The sequence below is a fragment of the Microbacterium testaceum genome (genome assembly GCF_029761935.1).
GTDB lineage: Bacteria > Actinomycetota > Actinomycetes > Actinomycetales > Microbacteriaceae > Microbacterium > Microbacterium testaceum_A.
In genome coordinates this window covers 1,751,024-1,775,177 of the sequence record NZ_CP121699.1, presented here as the reverse complement: position 1 = coordinate 1,775,177, position 24,154 = coordinate 1,751,024, and the positions used below count along the sequence as shown (strand labels likewise).

The following is a 24,154-nucleotide window of genomic DNA, read 5'->3' as shown; positions in this document are numbered from 1 at the left end:
GTTAGCCTGATGCGACCGCATTTCTGCGGAGGATCACGAAAGGGCTGGGCTCGCCCACCATGAATTTCAAGAAGATCACGCGAAATCCGATCATCTACGTTCTGCTGGTCGGTCTGCTTCTCGTCATCGGTTTCTCCCTCATCACGAACCTGAGCGGTGCCCGTCAGGTCTCCACCAAAGAGGGTCTCGACCTGCTCAAGGGCGGCACCGTGACGCAGGTGGTCACCAACGACCCCGATCAGCGCGTGGACCTGAAGCTGTCGCAGCCCTTCGAGGGCGCCAACGACGTGCAGTTCTACTTCAGCCAGGCCCGTGCGAACGAGGTGGCCAGCGCGATCGACTCCGCGAACCCCTCCGACGGCTTCAACGATGTCGTGCCCAAGCCCAGCTGGTTCGACGGTCTTCTCGGACTCCTGCTCCCGCTCGTGCTGCTCGGTCTGCTCTTCTGGTGGCTGCTCTCGAGCGCCCAGGGCGGCGGCAGCAAGGTCATGCAGTTCGGCAAGTCGCGCGCCAAGCTCGTGACCAAAGAGACTCCCACCGTCACATTCCAGGACGTCGCGGGCTCCGACGAGGCCATCGAGGAGCTCGACGAGATCAAGGAATTCCTCAAGGACCCGAAGAAGTTCGAAGAGGTCGGCGCCCGCATCCCCAAGGGCGTGCTGCTGTACGGCCCTCCGGGAACCGGTAAGACCCTGCTCGCCCGCGCTGTCGCCGGCGAGGCCGGCGTGCCGTTCTACTCGATCTCGGGTTCGGACTTCGTCGAGATGTTCGTCGGTGTCGGTGCGAGCCGCGTGCGCGACCTGTTCAACCAGGCCAAAGAGAGCTCCCCGGCCATCATCTTCATCGACGAGATCGACGCCGTCGGACGCCACCGCGGCGCCGGCATGGGCGGCGGTCACGACGAGCGCGAGCAGACGCTGAACCAGATGCTCGTCGAGATGGACGGCTTCGACCCCAAGGTCAACGTGATCGTCATCGCGGCGACCAACCGTCCCGACATCCTCGACCCCGCTCTACTGCGCCCGGGCCGCTTCGACCGTCAGATCGGCGTCGACGCCCCCGACCTCAAGGGCCGCCAGCGCATCCTCGAGGTGCACGGGCGCGGCAAGCCGCTGTCTGACTCGGTCGACCTCGAGGTCGTCGCGCGCAAGACGCCCGGCTTCACCGGTGCCGACCTGGCGAACGTGCTCAACGAGGCCGCTCTGCTGACCGCGCGCTCGAACGCCCAGCTCATCGACAACCGCGCCCTCGACGAGGCCATCGACCGCGTGATCGCTGGCCCCCAGCGCCGCACCCGCGTGATGAAGGACAAAGAGAAGCTCATCACCGCGTACCACGAGGGCGGCCACGCCCTCGCTGCCGCGGCGATGAACCACACCGACCCCGTCACGAAGGTCACGATCCTCCCGCGCGGCAAGGCCCTCGGCTACACGATGGTTCTCCCGCTCGACGACAAGTACTCCGTCACCCGCAACGAGCTGCAGGACCAGCTGACCTACGCGATGGGCGGACGCGTCGCTGAAGAGATCGTCTTCCACGACCCCACCACCGGCGCCTCGAACGACATCGAGAAGGCCACGAGCATCGCCCGCAAGATGGTCACCGAGTACGGCATGACCAACGAGGTCGGTCCGGTCAAGCTCGGCGGATCGTCGGGCGAGGTCTTCATGGGCCGCGACATGGGCCACGGCCGTGACTTCTCGGAGCGCATCGCCGAGCGCGTCGACGCGCAGGTGCGCGCGCTCATCGAGCAGGCGCACAACGAGGCCTACCAGGTCATCAACGACAACCGCGAGGTGCTCGACCGCCTCGCGCTGGCGCTGCTCGAGAAAGAGACCCTCGACCACAACGAGCTGGCCGAGATCTTCACCGACGTCAAGCGTCTGACGCCGCGCCCGCAGTGGCTGTCGTCGGGAGACCGCCCCGTGTCGACCCAGCCGCCCGTCGAGGTCCCGCGTCGTCAGCAGCCCGCCGGCATCGCGGCGTCCACCGAAGCGGAGTCGCAGGCCGCGGCCAAGGCGCAGCCCCGTCCGAGCGGACAGACGCGCCCGGCCACCGCCTGAGGCGCCGTGGCCGTCGATCGTGAACGCGTCGCCGTCCTGGTGCGCGAGCTCCTGGAGGCGATCGGGGAAGACCCCGATCGCCCCGGGCTCCGCCAGACCCCGACGCGCGTGGCAGACTCCTGGGCCGAGTTCTTCGGCGGAGTGAATCAGGATGCCGGCGCCCCGCTGCAGCACACCATCTCGGTGTCGCGTGGCCCGGCGCCGGACACCCTCCCCTCGGGTGCCGTGATGCTGCGCGACATCGCGTTCCGGTCGATGTGCGAGCATCACCTGCTGCCCTTCCGCGGCCGGGCGCACGTGGCGTACCTCCCGGGTGAGGAGGTCGTCGGACTCGGCGCCCTGCCGCGGGTGATCGACGTCCTCGCCGCCCGCCCGCAGGTGCAGGAGCGTCTCGGCGAACAGGTGGCCGACACCATCGCCTCGGCCCTGGACGCGCGGGGCGTTCTCGTCGTCCTCGATGCCGTGCACGAGTGCGTGACCATGCGCGGGGGCCGACAGCCCGACGCCTCGACCGTGACGATCGCCGCCCGCGGCGTCTACGGCGACCCGGTCGCTCGTGCCGAGCTCGTGGCCCTGATCGGAGCGCAGGCGTGACCCTCATCATGGGGATCGTCAACGTCACCCCCGATTCGTTCAGCGACGGCGGCCGATACCTCGATCCCGACGTCGCACTGGCCCACGCTCGACACCTCCGCGCCCAGGGGGCGGAGATCCTCGACGTCGGCGGCGAGTCCACCCGGCCCGGGGCCCAGCGTGTAGCGCCCCGCGTCGAGCAGCAGCGCGTGCTGCCGGTCGTCGAGGCCCTGGCATCCGAAGGCTCCTTCGTGAGCATCGACACCATGAACGCCGCCACGGCGGTCGCCGCCGTCCGCGCGGGCGCACGGCTCGTGAACGACGTCTCCGGTGGGCTGGCCGACCCCGACATGCTCGCCGCCGTCGCCGAGACCGACGCCGACATCGCCCTCGGGCACTGGCGCGGTCCGTCGACGGAGATGTACGCCCGCGCCGACTACGTCGACGTGGGGCGCGAGGTGTCCGCCGAGCTCGCCGAAAGGGTCGAGTCCGCCCTCTCCGCGGGTATCGATCGGTCGCGCCTCGTCGTCGACCCGGGCATCGGGTTCGGCAAGCGCGGAGCGCAGAACTGGCAGACGTTGAGCGCGCTCCCCGCGATCTCGGCACTCGGACTGCGGGTGCTCGTGGGCACGAGTCGCAAGAGGTTCCTCGCGGACGCGATCGGCGAAGACGCCGACCTGGCTCGCCGTGACTTGGCGACGGCCGTCACGAGCGCCCTGTCCGCCCGCGCCGGCGCGTGGGCCGTGCGCGTGCACGACGTACCGTCCACCCGCGACGCACTCGCCGTCGCCCGCGCTTGGGAGACCTGATGGATGCCGACACGATCACTCTGACGGGGGTGCGTGCCGTGGGTCACCACGGGGTCTACCCCGACGAGAAGCGCGACGGGCAGGAATTCGTGGTCGACGCGACCCTCTCGCTCTCACTGCGGCGCGCGGCCGAGACCGACGACGTGGTCGACACCGTGCACTACGGCGAACTCGCCGAGCGCCTCGTGCGGATCGTCGGAGGCGAGGCGGTCGACCTGCTCGAGACCCTCGCCCAGCGACTGGCCGACGCCGTGCTCGCCGACCGCCGCGTGGACGCGGTGACGATCACCGTGCACAAGCCGCAGGCTCCCATCCCCGTTCCCTTCGGCGATGTCGCCGTGACCATCTCGAGGTCGCGCCCGTGAACGTGCGGCTGGCGCACGGGATGGACGCTGCTCCGCGCCCCACGCCCGTCCACGCGGTCGTGGCCCTGGGAGCCAACCTCGGCGAGCGTTTCGAGACCCTCGCCGCCGCGGTCGACGAACTGCGGCGGCTCCCGCTCACCAGCGGGGTCCGGGTGTCCGCTCCGATCGAGACGGTGGCCGTGACGCTTCAGGGTGAGGACGAGGAAGCGCCGCGCTATCTGAACGCCGTCGCTGTTCTCGAGACGCGCCTGGCGCCGGGGGAGCTGCTCGCCTCGCTCCACCGCATCGAAGCTCGACACGGGCGCGTGCGCCGGGAACGGTGGGGTGACCGCACCCTCGATCTCGACCTGCTCGCGTACGGCGACGAACGCATCGATCGCGACGACCTCGTCGTCCCGCACCCCCGCGCGCACGAGCGGGAGTTCGTCCTGGCGCCGTGGCTCGACGTGGATCCGAATGCCGTGATCCCCGGGGTGGGCCGTGTGGCCGACTTGCTCGTCGCGCTGCGGGGAGGACTCTCGTGAGGCGCACGGGCGCGGGCATCCTCACGGTCGCCGTCGTCGCGGGCCTGGTGATCGGGTTCCTCCTGGACACCGTCCTCACCGCGATGGGCCGACCGACCTTCGCGCCCGCGGCGAGTCTGCCGACGATCCTCGCTCTGCTGGGGGTCGTGGTGGTGGCACTCGCCATCCCGATCCACCGGGCGACGCGCGGGCGGAGCCCGCGACGGATCGATCCGTTCCGTGCTGTGCGCATCGCGATGCTGGCGAGAGCGTCGTCGATCCTCGGGGCCGCTGCGGCGGGATTCGCGGGCGGACTGCTCGCCTTCCTGTTGAGCCGGCCGGTGGTGCCCTCGGTAGGCTCGATGGGATCGATCATCGCGACGCTCGTCTGCGCGGTCATCCTCGTCGTCGCGGGACTCGTGGCCGAGCAGCTCTGCACCCTCCGGAAGGACGACGATGACGACGCCCCAGGGAACACCCCCGCAGGACCCGTCGGAATCTGAGGCCCGCAACGTCGACGACGCCGACCGGACGGTGCTCGACGACACCACCTACGACCGCATCCTCGAACCGCGCTCGTCCCGCCGGCTCCCCCTCGGCGACGGCACCTGGCATCAGCTCGCCCGCGCGTACGTCCGCGTGCAGCTGATCTCGCAGGGGGCGGTCTTCGTGCTCGTGCTCGCGGCCGCCGTGATCGCCCAGATCATCACGGGCGTGCAGTGGCAGTGGATCCCGGCTGGGATCATCCTGCTGATCACCGCCGTCGGCCTCTTCATCACCCCGCGGCAAGCGCGGTCCTTCGGGTACCAGTTGCGTCGCGATGACCTCGTGTTCCGCCGGGGCATCCTGTGGCAGCGGGTCGTGGCGGTTCCCTACGGCCGGATGCAGCTCGTGGACATCACGCACGGCCCCCTCGACCGGGGCTTCGGCATCGCCCAGCTCAAGCTCGTGACCGCCGCGGCCTCCACCGGAGTGACCATCCCCGGATTGACGCAGGAGGCGGCCGAACACCTGCGCGACACGCTCGTGGCCGTCGCCGAGACCCGTCGGACAGGGCTGTGACCGACCCGCACGCGGCGGGACCGCCCCTCGACCCGCAGCCCCGGCCGCAGCGAGCGGTCGTCCGTTCGCCCTACAGCGACGGCGAGTGGCATCGCCTGCACCCCCTGACGCCGCTCCTGCGCGGTGGACTGACCCTCCTCGTGATCATCGGCGTGATCGTCGCGAATCTGCGGGAACGTCTCGTCGAGTGGATCTTCCCGGTCTTCACCGAGATCCCCCCGGGGGAGCTCCCGCCCGACCCGGTCGACTTCCTCTTCGCGAACAACCTGATCCTCGTGGCGGGGGGAGCGACCCTGGTCGTCCTCATCGTGCTGCTGGTCCTCTTCCGTCTGTCGTGGCGTTTTCACACCCTGCGCATCAGTGATGACGACGTCGAGGTGCGTTCGGGCGTGCTGTTCCGCACTCATCGTCGTGCTCCCCTCGACCGGGTCCAGGGCGTCAACCTGACTCGTCCGATGATCGCCCGCCTGCTGGGGCTCGCGAAGCTCGAGGTGGTCGGAGCGGGACTGGATGCCAACGTCAAACTCGAGTACCTGTCGGGGAAGGACGCCGAGGCCATCCGCGGCGACATCCTCCGTCTCGCCTCGGGCCGGCGTCTCGCCGAGGGGCGGACCGAATCGGGCGCCCGCGCCTCGCTCGCCCGGCAGGCGGCCGAGGCCGTGGGGTCGGGGCTGCAGGGCATCGTCGACGGGGAGGACTTCTCCGACGCCGAGCCGGAGAGCATCGTGCGCATCCCGATCGGTCGGCTCGTGGCATCCCGTGTCCTGAGCGGATCGAGCCTCGTCCTCGTCGCCCTGGTCGTGGGGATCGTCGTCGCGGCGTCGCTGTCGACACTGTGGCTGCTGTTCACCGTGGTCCCGATGTTCCTCGCCTTCGGCGCGTACTACGTGCGCTCGATCGCCCAGGGACTGCGGTACTCGATCGCCCCGACGGCCGACGGGGTGCGCGTGACCTTCGGCTTGTTCACGACGGTGTCGGAGGTCGTGCCGCCGGGTCGCGTGCACGCGATTGAGGTGCGCCAGCCCCTGATGTGGCGTCCGTTCGGATGGTGGACCGTCTCGGTGAACCGACTTTCGGGGCGGTCGTCCACCGACACGAGCAACGATCAGTTGGCGGCGGTGCTGCCGATCGGGACACGAGCCGATGTCGAGCGCGTCCTGCGGATCCTCGTCCCCGACCTGTCGAGCGACGAATGGACACTCGTGTTCCGCGACGGCATCCTGGGTCCGGTGGAGAACGACCCCTACGTGACGACCCCGAAGAGCGCCCGGTGGCTTCGCCCGCTGTCGTGGCGGCGGAATGGCGCGCTTCTGACCTCGGACGCCCTGCTTTTGCGCCGCGGGTGGGTGTGGCGGTCCTTGAGTGTGGTTCCGCTCGCCCGCTTGCAGTCGGTCGGCCTGCATCAGGGCCCGTTGGCACGCGCCACGGGGACGGCGACCCTGGTGGCCCACGTGATCGCGGGCACCGTCCAGACCTCGATCGGCGTCCTTGGCCGCGACGACGCCCTCGGGCTGTTCGAGCGGACCGCGCGAGCCGGCGTCGATGCGGCGGCGATCGACCGCACGCACCGGTGGGCCGGATGAGTGCCGGTCGCGACGGGCGCCTCGGCGTCGGGGTGATCGGCGCGGGACGTGTCGGCCCGGTCGTCGCGGCGGCGCTCGCCGGTGCGGGCCACGCCCTGACCGGGATCACCTCCGGCTCGGACGACGATCGCGTGGAGGCGATCCTGCCGGGCCTGCCGGTCCTGACGGCCGACGAGGTCGCTCGACGCAGCGAGCTCGTGGTCGTCGCGGTTCCGCACGACCAGCTCCCGGGCCTCGTCTCGGGCCTCGCCGAGGTCGGAGCGTGGCAGCCCGGCCAGCTGGTGCTGCACACCGACGCCGCGTACGGATCGCGCGTCCTGGATCCCGCCGCGAGGAGCGGCGCCATCCCGCTCGCCATCCACCCCGCCATGGCCTTCACAGGGGTGTCGTCCATCGACCTGCGCCAATTGGCCCAGTCGTATGCCGCCGTGACCGCACCGGCCCCTGTCCTCCCCATCGCCCAGGCTCTCGCGGTCGAGCTGGGGTGCGAGCCCCTCGTGGTCGCCGAGGACGACCGGGCGACGTACGCCGAAGCCATCGCGACGGCCACGGAGTTCTCTCGTTCGATCGTCCGGCAGTCATCGGCGCTGCTCGAGCGCATCGGTATCGACAACCCCGGCGCATACCTCTCGGCCCTCGTGCGTTCGAGTGTCGACCAGGCGCTCGTCGAGGGCGGGCGCCGTGACCACCTCGACGGCACCGCTACGATCGACGGATGATCCGCTCCCTCGAGGATCTGCGCACCCGACTCGGCGAGATCCGAGGCGCAGATCGATCGGACGCCGGCCCGCGCGTCGCCCTCGTGTCCACCCTCGGTGCCCTGCACGACGGCCACGTCGACCTCATCCGCGAGGCGCGCGAACGCGCGGACGTCGTGGTGGTGTCGACCTTCGTCAACCCGCTGCGCTTCCGCTCCGCCGACGACACCGCGGCCTACCCCCGGTCGCCCGAGTCCGACGCGCGCGTGCTCGGTGAGCTGGGCGTCGACGTCGTCTTCGCGCCGTCGGCGGCGGAGTTCCTCCCCGCGGGAACGGCGACGACCCGCGTCTCGGCAGGCGATGTGGGTCTCCGCTACGAGGGGCGTGTGCGCCCCTTCTACTTCGACGGGGTGCTGACCGTCGAGGCGAAGCTCTTCCACCTCGTTCGACCCGACGTGGCCGTCTACGGGGAGCGCGATCGGCAGCGCATCTTCCTCGTGCGCCGCATGGTGCGAGACCTCGACTTCGGCATCGACGTCGCGACGGTTCCGACGGTGCGCACCGACGACGGGCTGCCCGTGTCGAGCCGCGTCGCGCTGCTCGACGATGCCAATCGCCGCGCCGCCGCAGCCCTTCCGCGAGCCCTCGAGGCGGCGGCATCGAACGCCGATCTGGGGGTCGACGCCTGCATCGCCGCCGCGCAGTCGGCGTTGATGGGCGAGCAGCGCATCACGCTGGAGTACCTGAGCGTGGTCGATCCCGAGACGTTCCTGCCCGTCGACGACGGGCACCGCGGGCGCGCGTTCGCGCTCATCGCCGCCACGGTCGGCGGTCACCGCTTCATCGACAACGCCGAGATCTCGCTGCGCTGAGGGCCCTCGGGCGGCCGGTGACTCCGGGGCGGCCGAGGACGACGAATAGACTGGGGGAGACCCCGAGGAGCCTTCCTGATGACCGACGCGCCCGCGAACGACGCCGCCGAACCGACCGAAGACGAGGTCTTCGAACAGAAGGCGGTGCGTCTGGCCAAGCGCGAGCGTCTGCTCGCGGAACGCTCCGACGCCGCCGGCGGTCCCTACCCGGTGGCCGTGCCCATCACGACGACGATCCCCGAGCTGCGTGCGCGCTTCGGTGATCTCGAGGCCGGGGCCGAGACCGGTGAGACGGCCGGGGTCGCTGGGCGCGTGGTGTTCAGCCGCAACACCGGCAAGCTCTGCTTCGCGTCGCTGCAGTCCGGCGACGGAAGCCGCATCCAGGCCATGGTCTCGCTCGCGAGCGTCGGGGAGGAGTCGCTCCAGGCGTGGAAGGAGCTCGTCGACCTGGGCGACCACGTCTTCGTCTCGGGTGAGGTCATCTCGAGCCGCCGCGGCGAACTGTCGATCATGGTCGCCGAGTGGACCATCGCGGCGAAGGCCGTCCTGCCCCTTCCCAACCTCCACACCGAGCTCAGCGAAGAGAGCCGCGTCCGCAGCCGCTTCCTCGACCTCATCGTGCGCGATCGCGCCCGCGAGACCGTGCTGGCCCGCGCGAAGGTCAACGCGAGCCTGCGCCGCACCTTCACCGAGCGCGACTTCGTCGAGGTCGAGACGCCGATGCTGCAGGTGCAGCACGGCGGCGCGAGCGCCCGCCCCTTCACCACGCACTCGAACGCCTTCGACACCGAGCTCTTCCTGCGCATCGCGCCCGAGCTGTACCTGAAGCGCGCCGTGGTCGGCGGTATCGACCGGGTCTACGAGATCAACCGCAACTTCCGCAACGAGGGCGCCGACACCACCCACAGCCCCGAGTTCGCGATGCTCGAGGCCTACCAGGCCTACACCGACTACAACGGCATCGCCGACCTCACGCAGACCCTCATCCAGGACGCCGCCGTCGCGGTGGCCGGGTCGACCACGGTCACGTGGGCGGACGGCACCGAGTACGACCTCGGCGGCGAGTGGGACCGCATCTCGATGTACGACTCTCTGTCCGCCGCCTGCGGCCGGTCAATCACCCCCGACACCTCGGTCGAGGACCTCCGCGCGCTCGGAGCAGAAGAGGGAGTCGACGCCCCGCCCCAGGAGACCCACGGCAAGTGGGTCGAGGAGCTGTGGGAGCACTTCGTGAAGGGCGGTCTCACCCGCCCCACCTTCGTCATGGACTTCCCCGTCGACACCAGCCCGCTCGTGCGCGAGCACCGCTCGATCCCGGGCGTCGTCGAGAAGTGGGATCTCTACGTGCGCGGATTCGAGCTCGCCACGGGCTACTCCGAGCTGGTCGACCCCGTGATTCAGCGTCACCGCTTCACCGAGCAGGCGAAGCTCGCCGCGCGCGGAGACGTCGAGGCCATGCCGATCGACGAGGAGTTCCTGCGCGCGCTCGAGCACGGGATGCCGCCCACCGGTGGCATGGGGATGGGAATCGACCGTCTGCTCATGGCCATCACGGGCCTGGGTATTCGCGAGACGATCCTGTTCCCGCTCGTGAAGTAGACCGCTCGAACACCCACTCCGGGAGGCGCCCGGCGTCGATGATGTCGAGCATGAGGGCGCCGAGCCCGTGGTCGGGGTCGATCTCGAGAGCCGTCTCGGCGTACAGGAGGGCGTGAGAGGAGCGACCGGTCGCCCACGCGAGCCACGCGCACGCCGACAGCGGGCCAGGGCGACGCTCCCGGGGGAGGACGGACGCGACTCGGCGGCACAGTTCGAGCGCTCGTCGAAGGCGGTCAGGGTCGGGCAGGGCGCCTTCTCCCCACATCGGCCGGGCGAGGTCGTCGGGGAACGGCTTGCCGCGGTGGAAGGCGGTCTGCGCCTGCAGAACCGCATCACCCGTGGCGAGATCCGCCACCCACTGCATCAACGCGACATCGCGCAGCGACGGTCGGGCGAGGCAGAAGGCCAGGGCGGCGAGCTGCGCGGGGTCGAGTTCTTCGGGCGGCGTGGCCAGGGCGTCCTCGATCAAGACCGGCGGATCCGCGAGCGCCACGGTGGCCGGATCTCCGGTCGCCGCGCGCTTCAGCAGGGGGAGCTTACGGCGTTCCTGCGGGCCTCCGAGCACACGCTCGATCGCGCGGAGGTCGGTCATCACCCGCCGAGAGACGGCGGCGTCGAGCGGCGGCAGCTCGGCGGCGGCGAACTGGTCGTCGACGACCGGGCCGGTCGGCTCCGCGAGCGTGTGCGTCGCGAGGTCGCTCAACGGGTGCGGCATCGACGACGAGGGGGACACGTAGCTGTCCCATCCGTCCGAGCCGACGACGAGGGCGTCGACGACGCGGAGGCCGCAGATCTCCGCTCGCCCCATCGCCGCATCGACGAGCGCGCGGTGGGGCGCCGCCGGAAGGTCGGCGAGGACCTCGTCGGCATAGACGACGATCGCCACGGCATCGGTCCGGGCGACCTTGCAGGCCATACCGATCACGGTCGAGGCGACGCTCTCGTTCGCGGAGGCGTCGTCGGCGGCCGGGAGGTCGACGCGCATGGCGCCGAGGGAACGCGACTCGGCGAACGGGACGAGCACGAGACTCTCGCGCGGGGTGCATTCGAGCAGGTGCGGGACGAGAGCGAGGAACGCGGAGGACGAGGTGGCGGAGACGACGGTGGGTGTCATGCCTCGAGAGTGGCCGGGCGGGCGGGGCTCGCGCCGGGCGGGATAGCTCGACGGTGGATGAATCCCCATATCCACTGCCTGTGGAGGAGCCCGCGCGAACCGCGCGCCCAGGCAGCGCGGGTATTCTCGGAGCATGGACGAAACCTGGACCGCGATGCTGTGGGCGATCCTGCCGACCCTCGTGGTGTCCGTGGTGTTCTTCTTCATCCTCCGCAACGTCATCCGGATGGACCGGACCGAGCGCAAGGCCTACGCCCGTATCGAGGCCGAGGAGCGCGCCAAGCGCGGCCTCCCGCCGGTCGTCCGCACCGGCGACGGTCCCGCGAACTGACGATCGCACGGCCTCCGTCGGAGGCCGTCGCTACGCTGGGTCCACAACCCGCCCAGGAGGACCCGTGATCAACGCCACGTTCGACGCGAGCTGGCTCGTCATCACGCTCTTCATCGTCGACCTGGTCGTGCGCATCGCCGCGATCATCATCGTTCCGCGAAACCGTCGCCCGACCGCGGCGATGGCGTGGTTGCTCGCGATCTACTTCATCCCCTTTGTCGGGGTCTTCCTGTTCCTGCTCATCGGCAATCCGCGCCTGCCCCGCAAGCGTCGGCGCAAGCAGGCCGCGATCAACGAGTACATCCACGACACGAGCGCGTCGCTCGAGTTCGGCACACTCCGGCCCAACGCTCCGCAGTGGTTCCGCGCCCTCGTGCAGCTCAACCGCAACCTCGGTGCCATGCCGATCGCGGGAGACAACGCCGCGACCCTCATCGCCGATTACCAGCAGAGCCTGGATGCCATGGCCGAGGCGATCCGTCGGGCTCAGCGCTACATCCACGTCGAGTTCTACATCCTGCAGTCCGACGACTCGACGGACAACTTCTTCCGCGCCCTCGAAGAGGCCGCGGAGCGCGGCGTCGTGGTCCGTGTGCTCCTCGACCACTGGGCGAACCGCGGAAAGCCCTTCTACAAGCAGACGCTGCGCCGGCTCGACGCGATGGGGGCGCACTGGCACCTCATGCTCCCCGTGCAGCCGCTGCGAGGGCGTTACCAGCGACCCGATCTCCGCAACCACCGCAAGCTGCTCGTGATCGACGGCGACGTGGCGTACATGGGATCGCAGAACGTCACCGACTCGTCGTACAACCTCCGCAAGAACATCCGCCGCGGCCTGCACTGGGTCGATCTGATGGTGCGCGTCGAGGGCCCGGTCGTCGCGAGCATCAACGCCGTCTTCCTGTCGGACTGGTACAGCGAGACCGACGAGACGCTGCGCGACGAGATCGATCTGTTCAGCGTCACGTCGGGTCCGGGAGACCTCGACTGCCAGGTGGTGCCCTCCGGCCCCGGCTTCGATTTCCAGAACAACCTCAAGCTCTTCCTGGGCCTGCTCTTCGCGGCCAAAGAGCGCATCATCATCGTCAGCCCCTACTTCGTGCCCGACGAGGCCCTGCTGCTCGCGATCACCACCGCCTGCCAGCGTGGCGTGCACGTCGAGCTCTTCGTCTCGGAAGAGGGTGACCAGGCGATGGTGTACCACGCGCAGCGGAGCTATTACGAGGCTCTCCTGCACGCGGGCGTCACGATCTGGATGTACCGCAAGCCGTACATCCTGCACAGCAAGAGCGTCACGATCGACGAAGAGGTCGCGGTCATCGGCTCGAGCAACATGGACATGCGCTCCTTCGGTCTGAACCTCGAGGTGTCGCTCTTGGTCCGCGGCGAAGAGTTCGTCCGCGACATGCGCGAAGTCGAGGGCGCGTACCGCACCCTGAGCCGCCAGCTCACGATCGAGGAGTGGCGTCGGCAGCCCCTGCGCTCGACGATCCTCGACAACCTGGCGCGCCTCACCTCCGCGTTGCAGTGACGCGCCGCCCCCCTCGCCGCCGGCATCCAGGTATCTCCGACATCATGGGCTCAACTCGCCCCCGGAGGTCCGCATGTCACGTCACCGTCTCGCCGTCATCGGAATGATCGGCGCGTCCCTCATCGCCGCTGGAGCCCTCACCGGCTGCGCCACCGGTGCCCCGGCTCCCGAGGGGATGGCTCCGACTCCGGATGCCACCGCCTCCGCGCCCGCGAGCGAGCTCGGCGCCGCGTGGGTCAGCGGTGGCCGTGCCATCGCTCTAGTCACCACCGGCAGCTCTTCGTGCCCGCCGGTGCTGAGCGGCGAGCCGACCGTCAGCGGATCCACGGTGACGGTCGACCTCACCGAGTCGCCGCGACAGGACTGCACGCGCGACCGGGCTCCGCGTGCGACCCTCATGAACGTGCCCGCGGGCGTCGACCCGAGTGCGGGCCTCGCCCTCACGGTGACGGGTGTCGCCCAGGGCAAGGTGATGCTCGCCGGGCTGGGCTCCGTTCCCGCCGCCCCCGCGGAATTCACCCCGTCGGCGGGCTGGGTGAACGACTCCCTGGTCGCCATCGTCACGTACGGCAGCTCGACCTGCGTGCCCTCGGTCGAGGCGGTCACCGCGGCCGGCCCGAACGTCGAGATCCAGTTCGCGACGCCGCCGTCCGACCAGGTTTGCACGATGGATCTCGCGCCCCGCGTCACTCTCGCCGACATCGGTCGAGAGGCCGGGTCGGGCGCGGTGTCGCTCGTCCTCACCGGCGGGAACGTCGACGCCGGCGACCCCATCCCCGTGCTCGGCTCCCGCTGACGGTCGTACCCCCGCTCGTGGGGCGGGGCGAACGTGGTCAGCGCTCGGCGACGAGAAGCTCGCCCACCTCGCACTCGAGCACGCGGCAGATCGCGGACAGCGTCGAATAGCGGATCGCCCGGGCTCGATCGTTCTTCAGCACCGACAGGTTCACCACCGAGACTCCGACGAGTTCGCTCAGGCGGGTCAGCGTCATGCCGCGCGCTTCCAGAAGCTCGTCGAGACGACAGTGGATGCCGGTGGGCCCGTCATCCGTCGCCGCCGGGGTCATACGAGACCCTCGGTGTCGCGCTGCAGGCGGTCACCGACCGCGAAGGCGGTCCCGGCGAGAGCCGCGACGAAGGCGACACCGATGAGGGAGGGCAGGTCGATCAGCTGTACATCTCCGCGGTCGTAGGTGCGCTCGGACAGCCAGGCGATCGCTCCGTTCGCCACCATGTTCTGGAAGAACGGCACTCCGGCGATCCCGACCAGGGCCGCGATTCCTGCGGCCGATACCAGGGCGGTGTTGCGACGGCTGAAGATGCGCCCGCGCAGGATGTCGGCGGTGAGGAGGAGGAGCAGGGTCACGACGGTGATCACGACCGCAGCGAAGAGGCCCTCCGCGATGAACAGCGACCACAGTGAGGCCGGCGGAAGGGAAGGGGCGGTCACCACGCCTCCGGTGAGCTCGATCGCGACGGGTGCACCGTTGGGGCCGAGTGGCGCCTCGGCGGGTGAATCGAGGAAGGGCACCGCGACGCGGACGTCGCGGTTCGGCGCGGCGGCGATGATGTTCGCGATGCTGCGGACGACCGCCCAGATCGCGATGGCGGCGCCGGCGACGATGAAGAACCAGAGGGAGGCAGTGTCGCCGCGGGAGAGGACGCGGGGAGGTCGGGGGGAAGCCATTATCGCTCCTTATCGATGATCGTTGTTATCGGTTGTCGATAAGGTAACGACTATCGATGTGTTCCGCAAGGTCGAGCGCGCAGGCGGTATGCCCACGGCGAACACGGGGCTCTGGCATCCGGCCGCTGGTTACTCTCGATGTACGGCGCGCGGAGGCGTGCCTGTCAGCCCATTTTTGGAGGGACTGAGGATGTTCGAAAGATTCACCGATCGTGCTCGTCGTGTGGTGGTGCTCGCCCAAGAAGAGGCGAAGATGCTGAACCACAACTACATCGGCACCGAGCACATCCTTCTGGGCCTCATCCACGAGGGTGAGGGCGTGGCTGCCAAGGCGCTGGAGTCGCTGGGCATCTCGCTCGATGCCGTCCGCGAGCAGGTGCAGGACATCATCGGCCAGGGGCAGCAGCAGCCGACCGGCCACATCCCCTTCACGCCGCGTGCGAAGAAGGTCCTCGAGCTGTCTCTGCGCGAGGCGCTGCAGCTCGGCCACAACTACATTGGCACCGAGCACATCCTGCTCGGCCTCATCCGCGAGGGTGAGGGCGTTGCCGCCCAGGTGCTCGTCAAGCTCGGCGCCGACCTCAACAAGGTCCGCCAGCAGGTCATCCAGTTGCTCTCGGGCTACCAGGGCAAGGAGCCCGCGGGCGTCGCCTCGGGTGCCGGTGAGCAGACCCAGGGCGCTGCCCAGGGTGGATCGGCCGTGCTCGACCAGTTCGGGCGCAACCTCACGCAGGCCGCGCGAGACAACAAGCTCGACCCCGTCATCGGGCGCGAGAAAGAGATCGAGCGCGTGATGCAGATCCTCTCGCGCCGCTCGAAGAACAACCCCGTCCTCATCGGCGAGCCCGGCGTCGGCAAGACCGCTGTCGTCGAGGGCCTCGCCCAGGCCATCGTCAAGGGCGATGTGCCCGAGACGCTGAAGGACAAGCAGGTCTACTCGCTCGACCTCGGTTCGCTCATCGCCGGATCCCGCTACCGCGGTGACTTCGAAGAGCGTCTGAAGAAGGTCACGAAAGAGATCCGCACGCGCGGCGACATCATCGTCTTCATCGACGAGATCCACACCCTCGTGGGTGCGGGTGCCGCCGAGGGTGCGATCGACGCCGCGTCGATCCTCAAGCCCCTCCTCGCCCGCGGTGAGCTCCAGACCATCGGTGCCACCACGCTCGACGAGTACCGCAAGCACTTCGAGAAGGACGCCGCTCTCGAGCGCCGCTTCCAGCCGATCCAGGTGGCCGAGCCGAGCCTCCCCCACGCGATCAACATCCTGAAGGGCCTGCGCGACCGCTACGAGGCTCACCACAAGGTGCAGATCACCGACGGTGCGATCGTGGCCGCGGCGAACCTCGCCGACCGCTACATCAGCGACCGCTTCCTGCCCGACAAGGCCATCGACCTGATCGACGAGGCCGGCGCCCGCCTGCGCCTGTCGATCCTGTCGTCGCCGCCGGAGCTGCGCGAGTTCGACGAGAAGATCGCCAAGGTCCGCGAGCAGAAGGAGCAGGCCTCCGAGGAGCAGGACTTCGAGAAGGCCGCCGCCCTGCGTGACGAAGAGAAGTCGCTCCTCGCCGAGCGTCTGCGCCTCGAAAAGCAGTGGCGCTCGGGCGACGTCGCCTCCCACGCGGTCGTCGACGAGGGTCTGATCGCCGAGGTGCTCGCCCAGGCGACCGGCATCCCGGTGTTCAAGCTCACCGAGGAGGAGTCCAGCCGCCTCATGTTCATGGAGAAGGCCCTGCACCAGCGGGTCATCGGCCAGGAAGAGGCGATCGCGGCCCTCTCGCGCACGATCCGTCGTCAGCGCGCGGGCCTCAAGGACCCCAAGCGCCCCTCGGGCTCGTTCATCTTCGCCGGCCCCACGGGCGTCGGAAAGACCGAGCTCGCCAAGGCGCTCGCCGAGTTCCTCTTCGACGACGAGGGCGCGCTGATCTCGCTCGACATGTCGGAGTTCGGCGAGAAGCACACGGTCTCGCGTCTGTTCGGTGCCCCTCCCGGGTTCGTCGGGTTCGAAGAGGGCGGCCAGCTCACCGAGAAGGTGCGTCGCAAGCCGTTCTCGGTCGTGCTCTTCGACGAGATCGAGAAGGCCCACCCCGACATCTTCAACTCGCTGCTGCAGATCCTCGAAGAGGGTCGCCTGACCGATGGTCAGGGTCGCGTCATCGACTTCAAGAACACCGTGATCATCATGACCACGAACCTCGGTTCGTCGGCGATCGCCGGTGGTCCCGTCGGTTTCCAGGTTGAGGGCAGCGCCCAGACCTCGTACGAGCGGATGAAGGGCAAGGTCGACGAAGAGCTGAAGCGTCACTTCAAGCCCGAGTTTCTCAACCGCGTCGACGACGTCATCGTCTTCCCGCAGCTGAACAAGGACGAGCTCCGTCAGATCGTCGGCCTGTTCGTGAAGCGTCTGGCCGATCGCCTGCTGGATCGCGACATGACCGTCGAGCTGTCGGACGACGCGAAGGACAAGCTCATCGAGATCGGGTTCGACCCGACGCTCGGAGCGCGCCCCCTGCGCCGCGCCATGCAGCGCGAGGTCGAGGACCGTCTCAGCGAGAAGATCCTGCACGGCGAGCTCGAGTCGGGCGACCACGTCAAGGTCGGCGTCGAGAACGGCCAGTTTTCGTTCGAGACCAGCCCCCGTGGCGAGAAGGTCGCGATCGGTGTCGGAACGGCCGGCGAGATCGCCGCGACCCCCGACACGCTCGCCGGCAACTGATCGCATAGCGAACGAAGGGCCCGGATGCCACGGCATCCGGGCCCTTCGTCGTTGCGGCGTACGCTTGTCGAATGACCTCATCCGCGCCGTTCGTCGTCCGCCCCGCCGGAACCGCCGACGTCCGCCGCATCCACGAATTGCTCGAGCCGTACGTGCAGAAGCGCATCCTGCTCGGCAAAGACCTGGTCGTGCTGTACGGATCGGTGCAGCAGTTCGTCGTCGCCGAGGCCGATGGCGTGGTCATCGGGTGCGGGGCCCTGCACGTCATGTGGGAAGACCTGGGCGAGATCCGCACCCTGATCGTCCACGATGACTGGCTGCACCACGGCGTCGGACGGGCCATCGTCGAGACCCTCGAGGAGCGCGCGCGGGAGGTCGGGGTCTCGCGCCTGTTCTGCCTGACCTTCGAAGTGGACTTCTTCACGCGCCGGGGCTTCTCCGAGATCGGTGAGCAGGTCGTCGATCCCGACGTGTACTCCCAGCTCGTGCGCAGCCCCGATGAGGGCGTCGCCGAGTTCCTCGATCTGGCGCACGTGAAGCCGAACACGCTGGGCAACACCCGGATGCTGAAGCAGCTGTGAGCCCGCGCTCCTGAGCGTGCCGTGGCGCGAGCGCACAGCCGCGCCGCCTACCCTGGATGTATGACCGATGCCCCCCGTAGGCGGAGGCAGTCCCCGGCGGTCTACCGTCGTCGTCGTCTCGCCGCAGGGCTTCTGGCCCTGCTGGTGATCGGCCTCGTCGTGTGGCTCGTGGCGGCTCCTCCGTGGCGTGCCGCCCCCACCGCCGAGGCGCCCCCCGCTCCCGCTGCGAGCACTCCGCCCGCCGCTGCGTCCGCGTCCGCGCCGGCGGCATCCGAGACCCCCTCCGCCGCGCCGTCCGCGTCGCCGACGGCGACCGCTCCCGCCGGGCCCGTCGAGTGCACGGCGTCTGACATCACCGTGGCGGCGCTGTCGGACAAGAGCGAGTACGGGCAGGGTGAGAATCCGCAGCTGTCGATCAAGCTCACCAACACCAGCGCGAACCCGTGCACGATGAACGTCGGCACGAGCGCGCAGTCGTTCACCGTGACGAGCGGCTCCGACGTGTGGTGGCGATCGACGGACTGCCAGGCCGAGCCGAGCGACATGGAGGTGACGCTGGCCGCCGGCCAGGTCGTCACGAGCTCCGCGCCGCTCACCTGGGACCGTACGCGTTCCTCGGTGAACTCCTGCGGCGGGGAGCGGCCGTACGCCCCCGGCGGGGGAGCGACCTATCACCTGAGCGTCTCGATCGGCGGCATCCCTTCGTCGGGGACGGCGTCGTTCATCCTGCGCTGAGCATCACGAGGGGCGGATGCCGGTCGCACCCGCCCCTCGTCGTTCCCGGACTCAGGAGCCGGGCTTCGTGCCGAACACCTCGCCCTCCATGGCGTCGTAGCCCTCCTGCTGCGGGTCGCCGTGCAGCCCGCCGGACAGGGCGTACTCCTCTTCGGGCGAGAGGACGAGGCGGTGACGACCGTAGACGGCGAAGGCCACGAAGATCACCGCGTAAACCACGATGATGGCGACGATCGCGAGCAGGTAGGCGGGGTTCAGCAGCAGACCGAAGAACACCACGGCGGCGATGATGGCGGCCGAATACGCCCCGAACAGCCCCCACGGGCTCTTGTACGGGCGGACCGCGTTCGGGAACTTCCGGCGGAGCACGATGAACGACACCATCTGCAGGAAGTACGCCAGTACCGCGCCCCACACGGCGATGTTGAGCACGATCGCTCCGGCCGGGCTCGCGTCGCCGCCCGCGGCCTGCACCACCACGAGGGCGACGAAGCCGAGCACCGCGCCGAAGACGAGGGCGACCCACGGGGTCTTGCGCGTGCCGGTGAGCGAGAGCCAGCGGGGGTAGTACCCGGCGCGCGAGAGCGAGTACATGTTGCGGCCGTAGGCGAACATGATGCCCATCAGTGAGGCCAGGAGTCCGACGAGGGCGAGGAGCGACAGGAGGGCCGCGGCCTGGTCGCCGACCATCGCGCGGAAACCGTCGAGGAGGGGCTCGAGCGAGCTGCCGGTGGCGTCGGCGCCGAGCACTCCGGTGTTGAGGAACAGCACGATGAGACCCGTGACGATGAGCGTGCCGCGGGCCCAGAGCCCCGCGCGGGGGATGTCGCGGGCGGGATCGTGCGACTCCTCGGCGGCGAGCGGGAGCTCTTCGATGCCGAGGAAGAACCACATCGCGAAGGGGAGTGCCAGAAGGATCGATCCCACACCGAAGGGGAGGAACTCGGTGTTGCCGTCGGTGGGGGCGATGTTCCACAGCGAGCCCCAGTCGAAGGCTCCCGTCATGAGCGACATCGCGCCGAAGACCACGATGATGCCGATCGAGATGATCGAGACCACGATGGCGAAGCCGAAGGAGATGTTCGCGCCCGCGGCGTTGAGAGCGATGAACAGCGCGTAGAGGATGATCCACCAGACGAAAGCGGGCAGGCTCACCCCCGTCAGCAGCTCGAGGGCCGAGTCGGCGTACTGGCCCGAGAAGTAGACCACCACCGCGGTGGTGGCGACGTACTCGATCGTCTCGGCGAGGCCGGTCGCGAGGCCGCCCCACGGCCCCATGGCCGATCGTGCGAAGGAGTAGGCGCCACCGGTGTGCGGCATGGCGGCCGCCATCTCGCCGATCGAGAAGGTGAGCCCGTAGTACATCACCACGAGGATGACGAAGGCGATGAGCATGCCGCCGAAGCCGGCGAAGCCGATGCCGAAGTTCCAGCCCGAGAAGTCGCCCGAGATGACCGCGGCGACGGCGAGGCCCCACAGGCCCCAGACGCCGGCGGAGCGTTTCAGGGTGCGTTTCTCGAAGTACGAGGCATCGGTGGCCGTATAGGTGGCTCCGGCGACCTTTTTACGGGAGTTGCTCGAGGTGGACATGGGACCTCCAGACGGATGCGGACAGGCTTCGGGGTCGCCTTGCGGGAAATCATGGCCTTCTATTGGTCGACCTGTCTACCTTTGCCGTGTAAGTTCCTCGTTACGTCCTCCGCACGCGAGGGCGTCGACACCGCGAGAGGGAGACCATGGCGGGCAATCTCAGCAGCGAAGAATTGGATGCCGCGATCGAGGCGGGCGAGATCGACACCGTCGTCGTGGCCTTCCCCGACGCCCAGGGTCGACTCGTCGGCAAGCGCGTGGCCGCGCGATTCTGGCGCGACGAGGTCCGAGGCCACGGCGCGGAGGCCTGCAACTACCTGCTCTCGGTCGACGTCGACCTCAACACCGTCGACGGGTACGCCATGTCGAGCTGGGAGAAGGGCTACGGCGACATGCTGCTCGTCCCCGACCTCGACACGCTCCGCCGTATCCCCTGGCAGCCCGGGACCGCTCTCGTCTTCGCCGACCTCGCGTGGGAGGACCGCGCGCACGTCAGTCAGTCGCCCCGTGGCATCCTGAACGCCCAGCGTGCCCGCCTGGCGGAGCGCGGCCTCACCGCCTACGCCGGGACGGAGCTCGAGTTCATCGTCTTCGACGACTCGTTCCGCGACGCCTGGGCGAAGGGATACACGAATCTCACGCCCTCGACCGACTACAACGTCGACTACAACCTGCTCGCCACCACCCGGCTCGAGCCGCTGCTGCGCGACATCCGCCTCGGCATGGACGGAGCGGGAATGTACTGCGAGGGCGTGAAGGGCGAGTGCAACTTCGGCCAGCAAGAGATCGCCTTCCGCTACGCCGAGGCCCTCGAGACCGCGGACAACCACACCCTGTACAAGAACGGCGCCAAGGAGATCGCCGACCGGCACGGCAAGTCACTGACGTTCATGGCGAAGTTCAACGAGCGCGAGGGCAACAGCTGCCACATCCACCTCTCTGTTCGCGGCGACGGCGGCGCGGCGGTCATGGCGGGTGACGGCGAGCACGGGTTCAGCCCGCTCATGGGGCACTGGATCGCCGGCATCCTGTCCACTCTGCGCGAGTTCACGCTGCTCTACGCCCCCACGATCAACTCGTACAAGCGCTACGCGAAGGGCTCGTTCGCCCCGACGGGGGTGGCGTGGGGCGTCGACAACCGCACCTGCGCGCTGCGCGTGGTCGGTCACGGTTCGTCACTGCGCGTCGAGAACCGCGTGCCCGGGGGAGACGTGAACCCCTACCTCGCGATCTCGGCCATCATCGCGGGCGGCCTGCACGGCATCGAGAACGAGCTCGAGCTGCCGGCGCCCCTCACCGGCAACGCCTACGCGGCCGGGGTCGACACCCTGCCGACGACGCTGCGCGAGGCCGCGCGCCTCTTCTCGGAGTCGACGGTCGCTCGCGCCGCCTTCGGCGACGAGGTCGTCGAGCACTACCTCAACCAGGCGCGCATCGAGGTCGAGGCCTACGACGCCGCCGTGACCGATTGGGAGCGGGTGCGTGGTTTCGAGCGCCTCTGATCCGAGCAGGACCCCCGTGGTGGGACTCACCACCTATCTCGAGCGTGCGAAGCAGGGGGTGTGGGACGTGCGCGCCTCGTTCCTTCCGCAGCAGTATTTCGACGCCGTGACCGCCTCGGGAGCAACGGCGGTGCTGCTGCCCCCGCAGCCGCGGCCCGAGCAGGCCGCGGCCGCGGTGCTCGACGGCATCGACGGGCTCATCCTCACCGGCGGCCTCGACGTGCAGCCCGAGCTCTACGGCGCCGAGCGCCACCCGTTGACCGACCCCGCCCGCGCCGACCGCGACGCGTGGGAGATCGCGTTGCTCGCGGGGGCGCGGGAGCGCGGCATCCCGGTCTTCGGGATCTGCCGCGGCCTGCAGCTGATCAACGTCGCGATGGGCGGCACGCTGCACCAGCATCTGCCCGAGGCGCTCGGCACCGAGAGGTACCGCATCGGCGGCGGCGTCTTCGCCGAGAACGTCGTGGAGGTGGATGCCGGCACCCGGCTCGCCGGCCTCGTCGGGGCCGGGGCGCTCACCGTCCACAGCTACCACCACCAGGGCGTCGACCGGGTCGCCGACGGCCTGCACGTCACCGCGTGCACCGACGACGGGCTCGTGCAGGCCGTCGAAATGGACGGCGACGACTACCTGGTCGCCGTGCAGTGGCATCCGGAAGAGAACGCCGAGGACCGGCGGCTCTTCCTCGGACTCGTCGCCGCGGCGGCGCGACACCGGGCGTCCCGGACCGGCGTCCCCGAATCCCCCGAGCACCACGGAGTTCCCGCATGAGCACCTTCACCGTCATCGACCCCTCGACCGGATCGCCGATCACGACCCTCGAGCGCGCCGAGATCGACCACGTGGACGCGGCGGTCGCGAGCGCCGTCCGCGCGCAGCGCGCGTGGGCCGCCCTCGCCCCGGTCGCCCGCGCCGACGCGCTCCGCGCGTTCGCGCGCGTCGTCGAGGCGCACGTCGACGAGCTCGCCGCGCTCGAGGTGAAGAACTCCGGGCACCCGATCGGCTCCGCCCGGTGGGAGGCCCAGCACGTCGCCCAGGTGCTCAACTATTACGCAGGTTCGCCCGAGCGCCTGATCGGGTCGCAGATCCCGGTCGCGGGCGGGCTGGATGTGACGTATCACGAGCCCTACGGCGTGGTCGGCATCATCGTGCCGTGGAACTTCCCCATGACGATCGCCGCGTGGGGCTTCGCCCCGGCGCTCGCCGCCGGGAATGCCGTGGTGCTCAAGCCCGCCGAGCTCACCCCGCTGACGGCGATCCGCCTCGGCGAGCTCGCGCTCGAGGCGGGGCTCCCGGAGGGACTGTTCACCGTCGTCGTCGGCTCGGGATCGGTCGTGGGTCAGCGCTTCGTCACCCATCCCGACGTGCATAAGGTCGTCTTCACCGGGTCGACCGAGGTCGGCACCGAGGTGGCGGCCGGGTGCGCGCGCCTGCTCAAGCCCGTGACCCTCGAGCTCGGCGGTAAGAGCGCCAACATCGTCTTCGCCGACGCCGACCTCGACAAGGCCGCCGCGGGCGTCCCCGGCTCGGTGTTCGACAACGCCGGTCAGGACTGCTGCGCGCGCAGCCGCCTGTTGGTGCAGCGGAGCGTCTTCGACCGGTTCCTGGAGATGCTCGAGCCGGCGGTCGCGGCGTGGAGGGTCGGCGACCCCCACGACGAGGGGACGCAGATGGGGCCGCTCATCTCGGCATCCCACCGATCGAGCGTGCAGAGCTTCGTCGACGGCGCCGACGTCGCCTTCCGCGGGTCGGCACCCGAGGGCGACGGCTTCTGGTTCGCCCCCGCCGTCGTGCTCGCCCAGCCGGGCGACCGCATCGCCCGCGACGAGGTGTTCGGTCCCGTCCTGGCGGTCATGCCGTTCGACGACGAGGCGGATGCCATCCGCCTCGCCAACGACACCGCCTATGGCCTCGCGGGCTCGATCTGGACCGAGAACCTGGGTCGCGGCATCCGGGTCTCGCGTGGTGTGCGCAGCGGGGTGCTGTCGGTGAACTCGCACTCGTCGGTGCGGTACTCCACCCCGTTCGGCGGCATGAAGGCCTCGGGCCTCGGTCGCGAACTGGGTCCGGATGCCGCCGAGCACTTCACCGAGACCAAGAACGTCTTCTACGCCACCGAGTGACCGCGCCTCTCCCGACTGCCCGCCGCCCGACCCCCTCGTCCCACTTATGACGGTCCTTGTCCCACTTATGGCTACTCGAGAGGCTCTGAACCAGCCATAAGTGGGACGAGGTTCGG

At 69.5% G+C, this 24,154-nt stretch carries 24 protein-coding genes; 20 read left to right on the top strand and 4 right to left on the bottom strand.

The features are described 5' to 3' along the window. The first annotated feature begins 59 nt into the window (after window positions 1-59). From ftsH to lysS, 11 genes are all read left to right on the top strand, one after another. Window positions 60-2,063, top strand: a complete 2,004-nt coding sequence (gene ftsH / locus QBE02_RS08630; RefSeq protein WP_268103134.1) for an ATP-dependent zinc metalloprotease FtsH — start codon at window positions 60-62, stop codon at window positions 2,061-2,063. Window positions 2,064-2,069: 6 nt separating this feature from the next. Next, on the top strand, window positions 2,070-2,657 hold the full coding sequence (gene folE, locus QBE02_RS08625; protein WP_279365366.1) for a GTP cyclohydrolase I: 588 nt from the start codon (window positions 2,070-2,072) through the stop codon (window positions 2,655-2,657). Beyond that, on the top strand, window positions 2,654-3,445 hold the full coding sequence (folP, locus tag QBE02_RS08620; RefSeq protein WP_279365365.1) for a dihydropteroate synthase: 792 nt from the start codon (window positions 2,654-2,656) through the stop codon (window positions 3,443-3,445). The genes folE and folP overlap by 4 nt, the downstream gene beginning before the upstream one ends. Further along, a complete protein-coding gene (gene folB, locus QBE02_RS08615; protein WP_279365364.1) occupies window positions 3,445-3,810 on the top strand; it encodes a dihydroneopterin aldolase in 366 nt (121 codons plus the stop codon). Before folP ends, folB begins: the two co-directional genes overlap by 1 nt. After that, on the top strand, window positions 3,807-4,334 hold the full coding sequence (folK, locus tag QBE02_RS08610) for a 2-amino-4-hydroxy-6-hydroxymethyldihydropteridine diphosphokinase (protein ID WP_279365363.1): 528 nt from the start codon (window positions 3,807-3,809) through the stop codon (window positions 4,332-4,334). Before folB ends, folK begins: the two co-directional genes overlap by 4 nt. Further along, the gene (locus QBE02_RS08605; protein ID WP_279365362.1) at window positions 4,331-4,816 is read left to right on the top strand and encodes a DUF3180 domain-containing protein; all 486 of its coding nucleotides are present in this window, start codon (window positions 4,331-4,333) and stop codon (window positions 4,814-4,816) included. Before folK ends, QBE02_RS08605 begins: the two co-directional genes overlap by 4 nt. Next, window positions 4,770-5,375, top strand: coding sequence for a PH domain-containing protein (locus tag QBE02_RS08600; RefSeq protein WP_279365361.1), 606 nt, complete (start codon window positions 4,770-4,772; stop codon window positions 5,373-5,375). The genes QBE02_RS08605 and QBE02_RS08600 overlap by 47 nt, the downstream gene beginning before the upstream one ends. Continuing rightward, window positions 5,372-6,958: a PH domain-containing protein gene (locus tag QBE02_RS08595; RefSeq protein WP_279365360.1), complete on the top strand. Its 1,587-nt coding sequence runs from the start codon at window positions 5,372-5,374 to the stop codon at window positions 6,956-6,958. The genes QBE02_RS08600 and QBE02_RS08595 overlap by 4 nt, the downstream gene beginning before the upstream one ends. After that, complete coding sequence (locus QBE02_RS08590) at window positions 6,955-7,677, top strand: DUF2520 domain-containing protein (protein WP_279365359.1); 723 nt, start codon at window positions 6,955-6,957, stop codon at window positions 7,675-7,677. Before QBE02_RS08595 ends, QBE02_RS08590 begins: the two co-directional genes overlap by 4 nt. Then, a complete protein-coding gene (panC, locus tag QBE02_RS08585; protein ID WP_279365358.1) occupies window positions 7,674-8,528 on the top strand; it encodes a pantoate--beta-alanine ligase in 855 nt (284 codons plus the stop codon). Before QBE02_RS08590 ends, panC begins: the two co-directional genes overlap by 4 nt. 78 nt (window positions 8,529-8,606) lie before the next feature. Then, the gene (gene lysS / locus QBE02_RS08580; RefSeq protein ID WP_279365357.1) at window positions 8,607-10,127 is read left to right on the top strand and encodes a lysine--tRNA ligase; all 1,521 of its coding nucleotides are present in this window, start codon (window positions 8,607-8,609) and stop codon (window positions 10,125-10,127) included. Here the strand turns inward: lysS and QBE02_RS08575 are convergent. Then, complete coding sequence (locus QBE02_RS08575) at window positions 10,078-11,241, bottom strand: DUF4192 family protein (RefSeq protein ID WP_279365356.1); 1,164 nt, start codon at window positions 11,239-11,241, stop codon at window positions 10,078-10,080. The two genes, lysS and QBE02_RS08575, sit on opposite strands and share 50 nt — an antisense overlap. A 133-nt stretch (window positions 11,242-11,374) precedes the next feature. On the opposite strand from QBE02_RS08575, the gene QBE02_RS08570 reads away from it, so the two are divergent. The 3 genes from QBE02_RS08570 (at window position 11,375) to QBE02_RS08560 (ending at window position 13,899) form a co-directional block, all read left to right on the top strand. Further along, on the top strand, window positions 11,375-11,572 hold the full coding sequence (locus QBE02_RS08570; RefSeq protein ID WP_056225986.1) for a hypothetical protein: 198 nt from the start codon (window positions 11,375-11,377) through the stop codon (window positions 11,570-11,572). 64 nt (window positions 11,573-11,636) lie between these two features. Next, complete coding sequence (gene cls, locus QBE02_RS08565) at window positions 11,637-13,103, top strand: cardiolipin synthase (RefSeq protein ID WP_279365355.1); 1,467 nt, start codon at window positions 11,637-11,639, stop codon at window positions 13,101-13,103. Between the two features lie 73 nt (window positions 13,104-13,176). Then, window positions 13,177-13,899 carry a hypothetical protein gene (locus QBE02_RS08560; protein WP_279365354.1) on the top strand — a complete coding sequence of 241 codons (723 nt, stop codon included), beginning with the start codon at window positions 13,177-13,179 and terminating at the stop codon, window positions 13,897-13,899. Between the two features lie 37 nt (window positions 13,900-13,936). Here the strand turns inward: QBE02_RS08560 and QBE02_RS08555 are convergent, their stop codons facing one another. Then, window positions 13,937-14,170 (bottom strand): helix-turn-helix domain-containing protein, encoded by a 234-nt coding sequence (locus QBE02_RS08555; RefSeq protein WP_056225996.1) that lies wholly within the window; start codon window positions 14,168-14,170, stop codon window positions 13,937-13,939. Next, a complete protein-coding gene (locus QBE02_RS08550; RefSeq protein ID WP_279365353.1) occupies window positions 14,167-14,790 on the bottom strand; it encodes a hypothetical protein in 624 nt (207 codons plus the stop codon). Before QBE02_RS08550 ends, QBE02_RS08555 begins: the two co-directional genes overlap by 4 nt. A 190-nt stretch (window positions 14,791-14,980) precedes the next feature. Here QBE02_RS08550 and QBE02_RS08545 point away from each other — a divergent pair, with 190 nt between their 5' ends. From QBE02_RS08545 to QBE02_RS08535, 3 genes are all read left to right on the top strand, one after another. Beyond that, on the top strand, window positions 14,981-17,506 hold the full coding sequence (locus QBE02_RS08545; RefSeq protein ID WP_074695936.1) for an ATP-dependent Clp protease ATP-binding subunit: 2,526 nt from the start codon (window positions 14,981-14,983) through the stop codon (window positions 17,504-17,506). A 71-nt stretch (window positions 17,507-17,577) separates the two neighbouring features. Beyond that, window positions 17,578-18,087, top strand: coding sequence for an amino-acid N-acetyltransferase (locus tag QBE02_RS08540; protein WP_056226007.1), 510 nt, complete (start codon window positions 17,578-17,580; stop codon window positions 18,085-18,087). A 60-nt stretch (window positions 18,088-18,147) separates the two neighbouring features. Beyond that, on the top strand, window positions 18,148-18,822 hold the full coding sequence (locus QBE02_RS08535) for a hypothetical protein (RefSeq protein ID WP_268103152.1): 675 nt from the start codon (window positions 18,148-18,150) through the stop codon (window positions 18,820-18,822). A 51-nt stretch (window positions 18,823-18,873) separates the two neighbouring features. Here QBE02_RS08535 and QBE02_RS08530 read toward each other — a convergent pair whose 3' ends face one another. After that, window positions 18,874-20,412, bottom strand: coding sequence for an amino acid permease (locus QBE02_RS08530; protein ID WP_279365352.1), 1,539 nt, complete (start codon window positions 20,410-20,412; stop codon window positions 18,874-18,876). Between the two features lie 146 nt (window positions 20,413-20,558). Here QBE02_RS08530 and QBE02_RS08525 point away from each other — a divergent pair, with 146 nt between their 5' ends. Genes QBE02_RS08525 through QBE02_RS08515 form a run of 3 tightly spaced genes read left to right on the top strand, consistent with a single transcriptional unit; the run spans window position 20,559 to window position 24,038 of the window. Beyond that, window positions 20,559-21,914: a glutamine synthetase family protein gene (locus tag QBE02_RS08525; protein WP_074695930.1), complete on the top strand. Its 1,356-nt coding sequence runs from the start codon at window positions 20,559-20,561 to the stop codon at window positions 21,912-21,914. Then, complete coding sequence (locus QBE02_RS08520; RefSeq protein ID WP_279365351.1) at window positions 21,895-22,686, top strand: gamma-glutamyl-gamma-aminobutyrate hydrolase family protein; 792 nt, start codon at window positions 21,895-21,897, stop codon at window positions 22,684-22,686. Before QBE02_RS08525 ends, QBE02_RS08520 begins: the two co-directional genes overlap by 20 nt. After that, window positions 22,683-24,038 (top strand): aldehyde dehydrogenase family protein, encoded by a 1,356-nt coding sequence (locus QBE02_RS08515; RefSeq protein WP_279365350.1) that lies wholly within the window; start codon window positions 22,683-22,685, stop codon window positions 24,036-24,038. The genes QBE02_RS08520 and QBE02_RS08515 overlap by 4 nt, the downstream gene beginning before the upstream one ends. Window positions 24,039-24,154 lie beyond the last annotated feature (116 nt).

Coding starts and splice junctions, on each gene's coding strand:
- ftsH (WP_268103134.1), top strand. CDS start 60: ATGAATTTCAAGAAGATCACGCGAAATCCGATCATCTACGTTCTGCTG.
- folB (WP_279365364.1), top strand. CDS start 3,445: ATGGATGCCGACACGATCACTCTGACGGGGGTGCGTGCCGTGGGTCAC.
- QBE02_RS08600 (WP_279365361.1), top strand. CDS start 4,770: ATGACGACGCCCCAGGGAACACCCCCGCAGGACCCGTCGGAATCTGAG.
- QBE02_RS08590 (WP_279365359.1), top strand. CDS start 6,955: ATGAGTGCCGGTCGCGACGGGCGCCTCGGCGTCGGGGTGATCGGCGCG.
- panC (WP_279365358.1), top strand. CDS start 7,674: ATGATCCGCTCCCTCGAGGATCTGCGCACCCGACTCGGCGAGATCCGA.
- lysS (WP_279365357.1), top strand. CDS start 8,607: ATGACCGACGCGCCCGCGAACGACGCCGCCGAACCGACCGAAGACGAG.
- QBE02_RS08575 (WP_279365356.1), bottom strand. CDS start 11,241: ATGACACCCACCGTCGTCTCCGCCACCTCGTCCTCCGCGTTCCTCGCT.
- QBE02_RS08570 (WP_056225986.1), top strand. CDS start 11,375: ATGGACGAAACCTGGACCGCGATGCTGTGGGCGATCCTGCCGACCCTC.
- QBE02_RS08560 (WP_279365354.1), top strand. CDS start 13,177: ATGTCACGTCACCGTCTCGCCGTCATCGGAATGATCGGCGCGTCCCTC.
- QBE02_RS08555 (WP_056225996.1), bottom strand. CDS start 14,170: ATGACCCCGGCGGCGACGGATGACGGGCCCACCGGCATCCACTGTCGT.
- QBE02_RS08550 (WP_279365353.1), bottom strand. CDS start 14,790: ATGGCTTCCCCCCGACCTCCCCGCGTCCTCTCCCGCGGCGACACTGCC.
- QBE02_RS08545 (WP_074695936.1), top strand. CDS start 14,981: ATGTTCGAAAGATTCACCGATCGTGCTCGTCGTGTGGTGGTGCTCGCC.
- QBE02_RS08540 (WP_056226007.1), top strand. CDS start 17,578: ATGACCTCATCCGCGCCGTTCGTCGTCCGCCCCGCCGGAACCGCCGAC.
- QBE02_RS08535 (WP_268103152.1), top strand. CDS start 18,148: ATGACCGATGCCCCCCGTAGGCGGAGGCAGTCCCCGGCGGTCTACCGT.
- QBE02_RS08530 (WP_279365352.1), bottom strand. CDS start 20,412: ATGTCCACCTCGAGCAACTCCCGTAAAAAGGTCGCCGGAGCCACCTAT.
- QBE02_RS08525 (WP_074695930.1), top strand. CDS start 20,559: ATGGCGGGCAATCTCAGCAGCGAAGAATTGGATGCCGCGATCGAGGCG.
- QBE02_RS08515 (WP_279365350.1), top strand. CDS start 22,683: ATGAGCACCTTCACCGTCATCGACCCCTCGACCGGATCGCCGATCACG.